The organism is Streptomyces sp. NPDC037126, from assembly GCF_055605965.1.
In genome coordinates, this window is the sequence record NZ_JBVJTD010000055.1 from 1 (window position 1) to 13,558 (window position 13,558).

Consider the following 13,558-nt stretch of genomic DNA (forward strand, 5'->3'; position numbering starts at 1 on the left):
GCTTCTACGTCATCGAGTTGGGATCGCGATGCCTCGTCTGTCACGACGAGCGAGGCGCCGGTGTCGGCGAGGATGTGGCGGATGCGCTCGGCCGGGTAGCGGGTGTCGAGCGGGACGTAGACGGCACCGGCCTTCATCAGCGCGAGGACCGTGGTCACCGTCGCCGTCGAGCGCTGCAGCAGGACGGCGACCGCATCACCGGGGCGGACACCCCGGGCGATCACCTCGCGCGCGAGCCGGCCGGCACCGGCGTCGAGCCGTGCGTACGTCAGTGTGGCGGCTCCATCGGTGACAGCCGGGGCATCAGGAGACTTGGCCGCCTGCCGTGCGAACAGCTCACCCAGGGAAACATCCGGCACCGGTAAGGCCGTGTCGTTGAACTCGACGACCACTTGCCGGCGTTCCCCGGACGACAGGATGTCGATGCCGCCCAACGGACGGTCCGGACACGACACGGCCGCATCCAGCAGCCGCAGCCAGCGCTCGAACAGCGTGCGGACGCTGGCCGCGTCGTAGATGTCGCTGGAGTACTCGACCGCACCCGTGATGCCCCGCGGCTCACCCTGCGCACCGCGCTGTTCGGCGAGGCTGAAGAAGAGGTCGAACTTCGCCGTGCCCGTCCTCCCCAGCTCGACACCGGCACGCAGGCCGGGCAGCTCGAACTCGGTCTCCGGTGCGTTCTGCAGGGCGAGCATCACCTGGAACAACGGGTGATGGGAGAGGGTACGAGTCGGGTTCAGGAGTTCGACGAGGTACTCGAACGGAACGTCCTGATGCGCGTACGCGGCCAGACTCGTCTCCCGCACCCGCCCGATCAACTCGGCGAACGAAGGACTCCCCGACATGTCCGTACGCAGCACCAACGTGTTCACGAAGAACCCGACCAGCTGGTCCAGCGCCTGATCCGTACGCCCGGCAATAGGACTACCCAGAGGAATGTCCTCCCCCGCCCCCAAACGGCTCAACAGCGCGGCCAGACCCGCCTGAAGGACCATGAACAGGCTCGCACCCGAAGCCCGCGCCAGATCCGCAAGCCGCCGATGCAGACCCGCATCGATGCCAACGACGACATAATCCCCCCGATACGTCATCACCGCCGGACGCGGACGATCCGTGGGAAGCGCCAGCTGATCCGGCAGACCCGCCAGCGCCCGCGTCCAGTAGCCGATCTGCGTGGCGAACAAGCTGTCCGGATCGTCCTGATCACCCAGAAGCTCGTTCTGCCACAACGTGTAGTCGGCGTACTGCACCGGCAACGCCGCCCACTTGGGCACCCGCCCCTGCACACGCGCGGCGTACGCCTCCGTCAGTTCCCGTGACAGCGGCCCCAGCGACCAGCCGTCACCCGCGATGTGATGCAGCACGACGAGAAGTGCGTGCCGCTGCGGCGACAACGTGAACAGTTCGGCGCGCAGCGGAGGTTCGGTCGCCAGATCGAAGGCGTACCGGGCGCCGTCCTCCAGCGCGGCGGGGAGCGCCGCCTCTGTCGTCGGGGTGACGCCGAGGTGCGGTACGGCCGCCTCGGGAGCCAGCACCTGCTGGCACGGCACACCCTCGGCCTCGGCCTCGGGGAACACGGTGCGCAGACTCTCGTGCCGGGCCACGACATCGGCCAGAGCGGCGCGCAGCGCATCGCGGTCCAGCTCACCGGACAGCCGTACCACGAGGGGAATGTTGTACGTGGCGCTCGGCCCCTCCATCCGGTGCAGGAACCACACGCGCCGCTGGGCGGACGAGAGAGCAAGGACCCGCGGCCGCTGCCGTACGGTCAGGGCCGGCCGAGCGGGCGCCGCGGTGTCCAGGAGGGCCGCCACCGCTGCCGGGGTCGGGCCCTCGAACAGCGCCCGCAGCTCCAGCTCGACACCGAACACCGCACGGACCTGGGCGATCAGCCGCGTGGCCAGCAACGAGTGCCCACCCAGATCGAAGAAGTCGTCACCGACCCCGACCCGCGCCAGCCCCAGAACCTGCGCGAACAGGTCGCACACGATCTGCTCCTGCGGGGTGCGCGCCTCCCACCCCGACGACCCCTGCCCGGTGAAGTCCGGCTCCGGCAGCGCCGCCTTGTCCAGCTTGCCGTTGGCGGTCAGCGGCATGCGGTCCAGCAGGACTACGGCGGCCGGAAGCATGTGGTCGGGCAGCCGGTCCCGCGCGAACTCGCGTACGTCCTGGGCCCGGAGGGCTCCCCGTGGGACCACGTAGCCGATCAGGCGGGCATCGCCGGACTGCTCCCGCCGGACCACCACCGTGGCCTCGGCCACCTCGGGGTGGTCGGTGAGGACGTTCTCGATCTCTCCGGGTTCGACGCGGAAGCCGCGGATCTTGACCTGGTGGTCGGCCCGGCCGACGAACTCCAGCTCACCGTCCCGGTTCCGGCGCACCAGGTCACCGGTGCGGTACATACGACCACCGGGCTCGGAGGCGTACGGGTCCGCCACGAAACGCTCGGCCGTCAAGCCGGGCCTGCCCAGGTAACCCCGGGCGACCCCCGCACCGGCGACATACAGTTCGCCCACCACTCCGGGCACCACCAACTCCAGCCCCGCACCGAGCACATAGGTGCGCAGGTCGGGGATGCCGGCTCCGATGACGCCGGCGGCGTCGGCGGCCTGCTCCCGGGTCAGCGGCCGGTATGTCACGTGCACCGTGGTCTCGGTGATGCCGTACATGTTGACCAGCACCGGCGCGTCATCGCCGTGGCGCCGGTACCAGTCGGCGAGGCGGGACGGCTGCAGTGCCTCACCGCCGAACACCACGGTGCGCAGGGCCAGTCGGCGTGCCGGCCGGGAGTCGTCGGCGTCGGCCTGGTCCAGCTGGTAGAAGGCCGACGGCGTCTGGTTCAGGACGGTGACGCCCTGGTCGGCCAGCAGGTCCAGGAACGCGGCGGGCGTCCTGCTGGTCTCGTACGGGACCACGACCAGCCGGCCTCCGTGCAGCAGCGCTCCCCAAAGTTCCCAGACGGAGAAGTCGAAGGCGTACGAGTGGAACAGCGTCCACACGTCGTCGGGGCCGAAGCCGAACCACTTCCGGGTGGCGTCGAAAAGCCGCACCACGTTCCGGTGGGTGTTGACGACGCCTTTGGGGCGGCCGGTGGAGCCGGAGGTGTAGATGACGTAGGCGGGGTGGTCGGGGGTGAGTGCCGTGGTGGGGTTGTGGACGGGCCGGCCGGCGAGGTCGAGGGTGTCGAGGAACAGGACGGGTGTGCCCGCTCCGGTCGGCACAGGGGCCGCGGCCGCGGTCGTCGTCAGGACGAGGGCCGGACGCGCGTCACTGACCATGTGGCCCAGACGTGCACGCGGGTACGCGGGGTCGAGGGGCAGATAGGCGGCGCCCGCCTTGAGCACGGCCAGCACGGCGACGACCAGGTCCGGGGAACGGGGCAGCGCCAGCGCCACGATGTCCTCCGGACCGATCCCCAGGGCCCCGAGCAGATGCGCCAGCCGGTTCGCACGCTCGTTGAGCTGCCCGTACGTCATCGTGGCCCCCTCGCAGACCACGGCCGTCGCGTGCGGAGCCCGAGCGGCCCGCGCCTCGAACAACCCCGGCAACGTCGCCCGCGACACCACCGGCGCAGGCACGTCAGGAACCGGCAGCAGGGCACACCGCTCCTCCTCCGAGAGCAGATCGATCCGCCCGATCGGCCGGTCCGGTGGTGTTTCCGCGACGGCGCCCAGCGCGGTGAGCAGACGCCGATGATGAGCGGCCAGTTCGTGTTCGGTGCACAGTTCGGGATGCGCGTTCATGTCGACCGTCGGCCCGGTGCCGTCGCGCCGGTCCCACACGGCGAGCGTGAGGTCACCCACCAGCCCCGAGGAGAGGTTGTGCGCGGTGGTCGGCAGGCCGGCGAACGTGACCGCGTAGTCGAAGGACATGACGTTGACGAGCGGTGCGTACCACGTACCCGCAGCGTGGGGCAGTTCCAGGTCGCGCCGGAGGTCCTCGCCCCGGTACCGCTGGTGGCGGCCCAGTTCGAGCAGGCGCTCTCCGACCTGGGTGAGGAGTCCGCCGAGCGTCAGGTCCGGTCGCGGCGAGAGCCTGAGCGGGAGGACGTTGGCGGCCGTGCCCGGGGTCCGCCGCTGCGCCTGGTCCAGGCGCGCCGTCACCGGCAGGCCGAGCACGACGGTCGATGCGCCGGTCGTGCGGTGGACGTAGAGCGCCGTGGCCGCGACGACCAGGTGGGACCAGGGGGACCGGGCGCGGCGGGCCGCGTCCCGCAGCGCCGTGAGTTCCGCGGGGCCCAGTGCGGTGGTGTGTCGGAGGTAGCGCTCCGGGGTGGTCGACGGCCTGGCGACGAGCCCGGCCGGCTCCGGGCTGTCGGCGAAGCGGTTCCTCCAATACGCGCCGTCCTGGGCGAACTGGGGCGATGCCTGGTAGTGCTGTCCGGCGGTCACCAGGTCGGACAGCGAGCCGAACGGGCTCGCCCCCACCGGGCCGCCCCGGGCGAGTGCGGTGTAGACGTCCGCGACCCGGCGTGTGATCAGCAGGGAACCGAAGGCGTCCATCACGGCGTGGTGGTAGCCCTGGTACCAGTAGAAGCGGTCTGCGCGCAGCCGCAGGAGCGCGTACTCGAACAGCGTGTCCTCGGCGAGGTCCATCGGCCGGGCGACCGCGGTGTCCGCCCAATCGCGGGCGGCCCGCTCGGGATCCCGCTCCGCACTGAGGTCGATCAGCGCGAGCGGCCGTTCTGGAAGCTCATGAGCGACCTGCCGTACCTCGCCGTGTTCCTCGACGAAGCGGACGTGCAGCGCCTCGGCCTCGGCGACGACCACTTTCAGGGCCTGTTCGAACAGCACCGGATCCACGTGTCCATGGATCTCCATATACTCGCCCACCCGGAAAACCCGGTTCCCCTTCCCCAGCCGCTGCTCGGCGATCCATATTTCTCGTTGCGCAGCGGTGAGGGGCAGCGTGGTGCCGGCACTGAAGGACAAGTCTCCACCTCCGAATTTCCCCCGCACGGACGGCCGGAGAGACAGGAATGAAAGGCTCACAATGACCCGGAAAACATGTCGGAAATTCGACCGGACAGAAGTGGGCGGCGGCGTCGGCCTGCCGGAGCTATGTGGAGCGCCATGCGCACCGGAATCGGGCACAACTGCCCGGAAAGGCAACCGAGGGGAACCTAACCCGGGAGATCTGGGGAGTCAAGGAGATCAATCGGCTATGCCACGCGCATGCCCCGTGCGCGTCCCGCGCATGTCCCGCCGGCGGGACAACGGGACCGCCGGTGAGGCCGGAGCCGTTGCCGGCAATGGCTCGTGACATGTGCTCTTGTGATCCGCTCGGGCGCGAACCGCCCGGCGGACGGACGGCCCTCCCGCGGGCGACGCGGTGCCGGCACGCCGGGCCCCGCCGGGCCGCCGCACCGGTCTCCGGGACGGGCCGCATAATCACCGTGCGCTTGCCCGCCGTTTCTCGGCGGTGTTAGTTTCGTTGCGCTAAATGCCGGATCGCACGTTTCCCAGACCTGTTTCGTTAAAGGAAACCCGTATGGCAAAGACGTGGTGGGGAAGTTCCTTGTTGAGCCGTGGCGCGGACGACGAGCTGTGGGCCTTTTCCGGCGCGCCGGTCAGCCGGGGGCAGTTACGCACCGCGGTCGCCGATCTCGGAAGGCTATTTCGGGACCAGGGCATCGGGGAAGGCAGCTCGGTCCTCCTGAGAATGCGGCCGAGTTTCACGTATCTTCAGGTTCTGCTGGCCCTGTGGAGCCTTGGGGCGCAGGTGGTTCTGGTCGACTTCCGGCTAAGGCCGGCCGAGTACGAGCCACTCGCCGGGCGGGTGCGTCCGCAGTACCTCGTCGCCGCGACCGGCGCCGAGGGCCCGGTGGCCGGGTTCCGGCAGGAGTCGGACTTCACGGTCCGGCAGCTGCCGGGCGGCCGGCCCGCCGTCGACGGAGTACACCTGGTGCAGTTCAGCTCGGGCTCGGCGGGCCGACCCAAGGTGATCGGCCGGCCCGCCGAGTCCGTGCTGGCCGAACTCGACCGGCACACCGCACTCCCCGGCGTCCCCGGCAGGGGGGACCGGCTGATGCTGCTGAACTCGGTCATGCACAACATGGGCCTGGTCAGCGGCGTACTGCACGCCCTCGCGACCCGGGCGACGCTGATCGTCCCGCCGACTCTGCGCCCGGCCGAGGTGGTACGGCTGATGGCGTCCACCGCGACATCCGCCGTGTACGGCACCCCGGTCCACTTCGACCTGCTGTCCCGCGTCGGAGACCGGCCCGAACTGCCCGCGCTGCGGCTCGCGGTGTCCGGCGGCGAACGGATGCCGCAGGAGACCCACGAGCGGTTCCGCACGCGCTTCGGACTGCCGGTCGGTCCGGTCTACGGCCTGACCGAGATCGGCCTGATCGCGGGCGACCTGTCCGGCAGGTCGGTGCCTCCGCAGCTGGGACTCCCGGTGCCGGGGGCCGAGGTGAAGGTCGTCGGCGAGGAGCTGTACGTCCGGACGGACCGATCGCCGTACCTGTACGGCGAGCACGCCGACCGCTTCACGGACGGCTGGCTGCGGACCTGCGACCGGGTCCGCCAGGACCCGGTGACCGGGGTCCTCAGCATGCTCGGCCGGGCCGATTCGCTGGCCGTGGTCGGCGGGCTGAAGGTCGACCTCACGGAAGTGGAGAACGTCCTGCTGGCCCATGCGCGGGTGACCGAGGCCGTCGTCATGCACGGAGAGGTCATCGAGGCGTTCGTGGGCGCGGACCGGACGGTCACCGCGGACGAGCTGACGGTCTGGTGCCGGGAGCGGCTGAGTCCCGTGAAGGTCCCCAAGCGGTTCTCGGTCACCCGGCTGCTGCCGCGGAACGCGATGGGGAAGCTGGTCCGCGACCGTGCGCTGATGCACGGGCGCGTCACGTCGGAAGCACCCGCGCGGACCCAGGGGGACCGGTGATCTCGAAGGACGACCTCAGGGCGATATTGGCCGAGGACGCGGGGCTCGGACCGTCCGAGGACCTGACGGACGACGCCGAGCTGGTTGTCGACTCGTTCACCCTGCTCGTTCTCCAGCACGCGCTGGAGGAGCGGCACGGCCTCGTCATCGACCCGCAGTTCGCGGACATGGCCCTGTTCACGTCGATCGACGGCATCCACAAGTACGTGACGAAGGTGCTGGGAGAGCAGTGACGCACCTCGCCCCCGCCCCGACCACCTTGCGCAGGGAGACATGATGAGCAACCCGTTCGAGGACTCCGAGGGCACCTTCCTGGTGCTCGTCAACGACGAGGGCCAGCACTCGCTGTGGCCCTCGTTCGCCGAGGTTCCCGCGGGCTGGACGGTCGCGCTCGGCGAGAGCGACCGCCAGGCCTGCCTCGCCTACGTCGAGGAGCACTGGACCGACATACGCCCGCTGAGCCTCGTGCGCCGATAGGAGACCTCGATGGACGACGCCGCTTTCCAGCAGCTGTTGTTGCGGGAGGAGGATCTGGAGGAGTCGTTCTTCGGCGAGGAGCCGAGCGCCGCCTATGACCCCGCCTTCGTCTCCGGGGACGAGTCGGGGCGGGTCATCGTCGACCTGACGAACATGCTCGCGCACGGCACGCATCCCGAGACGACGCACCACTCCTCCGCGCTGTTCACCAACGTCGTGGGATCGGTGGTCTTCCACCATGTCGCCCAGTTCGGCAACGGGGCCTGCCGGCAGGTGTACCAGGAACTCCTCGACGCGGTGCGCGCGTGCGCGCGGTACCGGATGGAGCTGAACGACGGCGTGCAGCTCGACATCACGCGGGTGGAACTGGGCCCCGTCGAGCTGGGAGACCGCGGGTTCGTGGCGCGCTGGCTCTCCACCGTCGACCACTTCCGCGTCGAGACCGCCTGGGTGGTCGTCGCGCAGGACGACGTTCTCACCTTCGTCAACACCCGTGTTCCGGACGGGGCGGAGACCCACCGGCTCGCGCGCGTCGCCGTCGACCGCGTCGCCGGCCTGACGGGTACGTCATGACATCCACGGCGCGCCCGGTCGATCTCGCGTCCGCGCTGGAGTCGGTCGCCACATGGCTGACCGGGTACATCTCCGCGAGCCACCCGGAGATCGGCCGCACGGGGCCCATCTGCCCGTTCGTGTCACCCTCCCGCAAGAACCGGACGATGGAGATCCGCTTGCGGCTGGTAGGACACGCACCGAGCCTCGCGCTGATCGAGGAGATCGCCCGCGGCAGCCTGCGCGAGTACGAGCTGACGACCTGGCAGGGCAGGAATCCCATGCTGCAGGCCATGGTGGTCGCCCTCCCCGACCTGCGCGGCGAGGACACGGCACTGCTCGACCAGGCGCAGGCACGGGTGAAGGACGACTTCGTGGCACGGGGGCTCATGATCGGCCAGTTCCACGAGAACTGCGAGGTGACGGCCGCGCGCAACCCCCGCTTCGCGGTGAGCCGGGCACCGGTACCCGTCCTCGCCATCCGCTCCATCGCCCTGCACGACGTCTTCTTCCTGTCCGACCGGCCGCACTGGTTCCAGAAGTACCGGGAGAAGTTCGGGAAGTTCTTCGGACCGGGTTCCACTTTGATGGACCCGCTTCTGATCGAGCGTTACGAGGAGGCCGAGCGGACTCACGGCGCTTCGTCATAGGCGGGTGGCGCCGGTAGGTGCCACGGGGCGCAGCGGAAGACGGCAGCGCTTTCCTGACCTGCGGGGACCGAGCCGGCGGCCTCGGCGGGGACCGTACCGAAGACCTGCGACGGCCAGTGCCACGAGAGCGGTGGAAGTGACACGGCGCATGAGCATCGTTTTCCCTTCCATCGGTGCGGGACTAGGGACTTTCACCGGGGCGCAGCTGCGGCCTCTCTGTTTTTCTGGACGTAGTGATCGGCGCGCGATCGCTCACGGTGCCGTCTGCGGCCGCTGACAGCCCGGCGGCTCGCCGGGAGGTGTGTCCCGGCCGGTGCGCCGTTTTCAGGTCGCGCAACGCCACCGCTTACGAGCCGGAGGCCTTCCCGTTCTCCGGCCCTTGTCCTGCCCTCCCCGTAGCCACTCCAGATGCCTTCCCAGCAGCCAGACCAGATTGCGAATTGCGTGTCCGTCCATCCCGTCTGCGATTCCGGCTCTGGAGCCCCGGCTCTCGACAGGGCGTCCCGGAAACCACGCGGCCCTCGCCCGGCCCGTCCCACCGGTCGCCGGGACGGGTGGGTGCTGGCGCTCGTCTTCGCCGCCGCCTACGCCGTGCTGTCGGTGTCGCGATACCTCAACTTCACCACCATATCCTGGGACCTCGGGATATTCCAGCAGGTCGTGCGCTCCTACGCGGAGCTGCGCGCCCCGGTGTCCGACCTGAAGGGCCCCGGATTCCCCATCCTGGGCGACCACTTCAGCCCGGTCGTCGCCCTGCTCGCCCCGCTCTACCGGCTGGTGCCCGGTCCAGTGACCCTGCTGCTCGCGCAGTCGGCCCTGCTGGGGCTGTCCGTTCTGCCGGTGACCAGGGTGGGCGTCCGCCACCTCGGCCGTGCCGCCGGGCTGGCGCTGGGAGCCGCGTACGGGTTGTCGTGGGGGCTGCAGAAGGCAGCCGACTTCGACTTCCACGAGGTGTGTTTCGCCGTTCCTCTCATCGCCTTCGCACTGGAAGCCGTTCTTGAGGAGCGGTGGCGCCCCGCCCTGGCCTGGTGTGCCCCACTCGTTCTGGTCAAGGAGGATCTCGGCCTGACCGCCGCCGCCATCGCGGCCCTGGTCGCGCACGGCAGCCGGACGGACGACCCACGGGCGAGCAGGCTCGCCGTCGCCGTCGCGGTGGCGACAGCTCTCGCGGCCCTGATCACCGTCACCGTGGTGATACCGGCCTTCAACACTCACGGCTACGACTACTGGTCGAAGCTGGGCACGGGATCGTCCCTGCCGCTGCTCGGCGGAGACGTGGGAGAGAAGCTGCGCACCCTGCTGTGGACACTGGTTCCCACGACGGGGCTGCTGGCCCTGCGCTCCCCCGTCCTGGTGACCGCGATCCCCACGCTGGGATGGCGGTTCCTGTCGTCCGACGAGCACTACTGGAGCACGGACTGGCACTACAGCGCGGTCCTGATGCCCATCGCCGCCCTCGCCCTCCTCGACGCGATCATCCGCATCCGGTCCTCCGACGCCGCCTGGCTGCGGGCCTACGCCGAGCGACTGCCGGCGTGTGTGCTGACCGCCGCACTGGCCTTGAGCACCACCCTGCCCCTCGCCCGCCTCACGAGTGTCGCCACCTACCAGGTCAGCCCCGAGGCCCGGGCTCAGGAGCAGGCGCTGTCGGTCGTCCCGGACGGGGCGAGCGTCGAGACGGACGTCCAGCCGTCGGCGCATCTCACCGGCCGCTGCCGCGTGTTCTGGTTCGGCGACACCGAGGGCATCACGCCCGACTACCTCGTCTACCGGTCCACGACCGACACCGATCCGAAGGCCACCGCCCGCAGCCTGCACCCCGGTGCGACGTACGAGTCCCTGGGCTACCGGGCCGGATACTGGATCCTCAGGCACGTCCCCGCACGCTGAACGGGAGGCCGGTCGTTCACCGTCCCCTCCGGAGCGGTGTCCTGCCCGCACAGGCGAGGCGACCGCTCATCCGGTGTGAGCAGTTGGGGGGACGGCGGACCCCGCCGCGGCCGGTCGTCAAGAGCCTGGCGGTGGGGACTGGAACGACCGGTGTGAGGACGGGCCGCACCTCGGCGTGCCCGCCGGAGGCAGGCCGGTCCCGCACATGCCGACCGAGGGGTGGCATCGGCCGTCTGCGCACGTCCACGAGGGAGCCGGGCCGCCGGCACAGGCGTGGTGGACCGACGTCGGCTTCGCCGTGGAGACCCGGGGGCAGGACGCGATCTCGGCGCGGGCCGAGGCCTGGGACGACGACCTCCGGCTCCTCGTCCACGTGCCTCGGCCCGGTGCCGCGGAGGGCCGATCGCATGCGAGGACCGGCACGAAAAGCAACCCGGTACTGCCCAGTAGGGCGCGGCGGGGCTACGTTCCTCCCCGCACCCTGTCATGTCACGCTCACTCGGCGTGCGGGGTGGTTATGAGTTCCATGCTCATGACTGCGCGGTTCGCCGCCGCTACGCGCGTCACGGGCCTGCCCAACCAGTGCGAAACCCCACTTCCCGACGGAGGCAGTACCCCATGCGTGAGTTACGCACGAGCAGTCAGAGACGGAGTCTGCGAAGACTCGTCGCCGTCGCCCTCCCCGCGCTCGCCCTCGCCGCGGCCGGTATGGCCGCAGCGCCCTCGGCCGGTGCCCAGCCCGCCGCGGCCCACCCGCACGTCTCCAAGGTCACGCAGAACGCCAAGGCCCTGACCGACCCCAGGCGGCAGACGTTCCACTCGACCGGCAAGGCCGGCCAGAAGGTCCCCACGACCCATCTGTGCGCCGCCGCCGCGCCGGGCCAGGCGTCCTGCTTCGCCGAGCGCCGCACCGACATCAAGCAGCAGCTGGAGTCGGTTCTCGCCGCCGCGCCCAAGGGCCTGTCCCCCGCGAACCTGCACAGTGCCTACAACCTGCCCACCGCGGCCGGTTCCGGCATGACCGTCGGCATCGTCGACGCCTACAACGACCCCAACGCCGAGTCGGACCTGGCCACCTACCGCTCGCAGTTCGGCCTGTCGTCCTGCACCAAGGCCAACGGCTGCTTCAAGCAGATCAGCCAGACCGGCTCCACCACCTCGCTGCCGGCCGACAACACCAGCTGGGCCGGCGAAGAGGCTCTCGACGTCGACATGGTCAGCGCGGTCTGCCCGAACTGCAGCATCATCCTGGTCGAGGCCAACTCCCCGAGCGACAGCGACCTCGGCATAGCCGAGAACCAGGCCGTCTCGCTCGGCGCCAAGTTCGTCTCCAACAGCTGGGGCAGCTCGGAGGACTCCTCCCAGATCAGCGATGACACCCAGTACTTCAAGCACCCGGGCGTCGCGATCACCGTCTCCTCCGGAGACGACGCCTACGGCGCCGAGTACCCGGCGACCTCCCAGTACGTGACCGCCGTCGGCGGCACCGCGCTCACCACCGCCTCCAACTCCCGTGGCTGGAGCGAGTCCGTCTGGAAGACCAGCTCGATCGAGGGCACCGGCTCCGGCTGCTCGGCCTATGACCCGAAGCCGAGCTGGCAGACCGACACCGGCTGCTCCAAGCGCATGGAGGCCGACGTCTCCGCGGTCGCCGACCCGGCCACCGGCGTGGCGGTCTACGACACCTACGGCGGCTCCGGCTGGGGGGTCTTCGGCGGCACCAGCGCCTCCTCGCCGATCATCGCCTCGGTCTACGCCCTCGCGGGCACCCCGGGCGCGAGCGACTACCCGGCGAAGTACCCGTACTCCCACACCGGCAACCTGTACGACGTCACCAGCGGGTCGAACGGCTCCTGCTCCCCGTCGTACTTCTGCACCGGCGGGGCGGGTTACGACGGCCCGACCGGCTGGGGCACCCCGAACGGCACCGCCGCCTTCACCTCCGGCGGCAGCACCGGCAACACCGTGTCCGTCACCGACCCGGGCAGCCAGTCCACCACCACCGGCGGCTCGGTCAGCCTGCAGATCCAGGCCTCGGACAGCGCGGGCGCGTCCCTGACCTACAGCGCCTCCGGCCTGCCGACCGGCCTGTCCATCAACAGCTCCACCGGCCTGATCTCCGGCACGGCCTCCACCGCCGGCACCTACCAGGTCTCGGTCACCGCCACCGACTCCACCGGCGCCTCCGGCTCCACCTCCTTCACCTGGACCGTCGGCTCCGGCAGCGGCTGCACCTCCACCCAGCTGCTGGCCAACCCGGGCTTCGAGTCGGGCAACACCGGCTGGAGCGCGAGCAGCGGCGTCATCACCAACGACACCGGTGAGGCCGCGCACAGCGGCTCCTACAAGGCGTGGATGGACGGCTACGGCACCTCGCACACCGACACGCTGTCCCAGTCGGTGACGATCCCGGCCGGCTGCAAGGCCACGCTGACCTTCTACCTGCACGTCGACAGCGCGGAGACCACCACCAGCACCGCGTACGACAAGCTGACGGTGACCGCCGGTTCGAAGACCCTGGCGACCTACTCGAACCTCAACAAGGCCTCGGGCTACAGCCAGAAGACCTTCGACCTGTCCTCCCTGGCGGGCTCGACGGTCACGCTGAAGTTCAACGGCGTCGAGGACTCCTCGCAGCGGACCAGCTTCGTCGTCGACGACACCGCCGTGACGGCCGGCTGACCCGCACCACCCGAACACCTGGTCCCGCACACGACGGGTATCAGCCCGTCGTGTGCGGCATCCGTCTTTGCCGGTGGACCGGGAGAGCCTGCTGCCGAGGTGGGTCGCCCTAAAGGGAAGTGACGCATGTTCACCTTTGGAGCTGGGGATACCAGCGGTAGCCTCTGGCCACTTCTGTCACTAGGAGCTACAGCATGTCACGGCGAACCCCACGTACCGCCCTCGACAGACTGGGAACGTCCCGCCGGTTATCCGGCTTCCTGAAGGCCGCGTCCGTATGTGTCCTCGCGGCCGGACTTCTCTCCCCGATCACCCAGCCGGCGGCAGTCGCCGCCACCGCGTCCACCTCCAACGACTACTGCGGCGGCCAGTGTTCGGACATCCTGCCGCCCGGTGAGAACGGCAACGCGACT

Annotated in this window: 9 protein-coding genes; 8 read left to right on the top strand and 1 reads right to left on the bottom strand. The window is 70.1% G+C overall.

What is annotated here, in order from left to right:
* Window positions 1–5,093 (bottom strand): amino acid adenylation domain-containing protein (locus tag ACZ7FF_RS43930; protein ID WP_470820249.1); only part of this gene is annotated, 5,093 nt, incomplete at its 3' end.
* A 397-nt stretch (window positions 5,094–5,490) separates the two neighbouring features.
* Here ACZ7FF_RS43930 and ACZ7FF_RS43935 point away from each other — a divergent pair.
* From ACZ7FF_RS43935 to ACZ7FF_RS43970, 8 genes are all read left to right on the top strand, one after another.
* The gene (locus ACZ7FF_RS43935; protein ID WP_470820250.1) at window positions 5,491–6,894 is read left to right on the top strand and encodes a class I adenylate-forming enzyme family protein; all 1,404 of its coding nucleotides are present in this window, start codon (window positions 5,491–5,493) and stop codon (window positions 6,892–6,894) included.
* Window positions 6,891–7,127: a phosphopantetheine-binding protein gene (locus ACZ7FF_RS43940; RefSeq protein WP_470820252.1), complete on the top strand. Its 237-nt coding sequence runs from the start codon at window positions 6,891–6,893 to the stop codon at window positions 7,125–7,127. Before ACZ7FF_RS43935 ends, ACZ7FF_RS43940 begins: the two co-directional genes overlap by 4 nt.
* A gap of 43 nt (window positions 7,128–7,170) precedes the next feature.
* Complete coding sequence (locus tag ACZ7FF_RS43945; protein ID WP_470820261.1) at window positions 7,171–7,371, top strand: MbtH family protein; 201 nt, start codon at window positions 7,171–7,173, stop codon at window positions 7,369–7,371.
* A 9-nt stretch (window positions 7,372–7,380) separates the two neighbouring features.
* A complete protein-coding gene (locus ACZ7FF_RS43950) occupies window positions 7,381–7,944 on the top strand; it encodes a hypothetical protein (protein WP_470820253.1) in 564 nt (187 codons plus the stop codon).
* Window positions 7,941–8,573, top strand: a complete 633-nt coding sequence (locus ACZ7FF_RS43955; RefSeq protein WP_470820255.1) for a DUF6875 domain-containing protein — start codon at window positions 7,941–7,943, stop codon at window positions 8,571–8,573. The genes ACZ7FF_RS43950 and ACZ7FF_RS43955 overlap by 4 nt, the downstream gene beginning before the upstream one ends.
* Window positions 8,574–9,131: 558 nt before the next feature.
* Entirely contained in the window at window positions 9,132–10,463 is a 1,332-nt protein-coding gene (locus ACZ7FF_RS43960; protein WP_470820256.1) for a DUF2079 domain-containing protein, read from the top strand.
* A 618-nt stretch (window positions 10,464–11,081) separates the two neighbouring features.
* Window positions 11,082–13,145, top strand: a complete 2,064-nt coding sequence (locus ACZ7FF_RS43965) for a putative Ig domain-containing protein (protein WP_470820258.1) — start codon at window positions 11,082–11,084, stop codon at window positions 13,143–13,145.
* A 194-nt stretch (window positions 13,146–13,339) separates the two neighbouring features.
* A partial coding sequence (locus ACZ7FF_RS43970) for a hypothetical protein (RefSeq protein ID WP_470820260.1) occupies window positions 13,340–13,558 on the top strand: 219 nt, incomplete at its 3' end.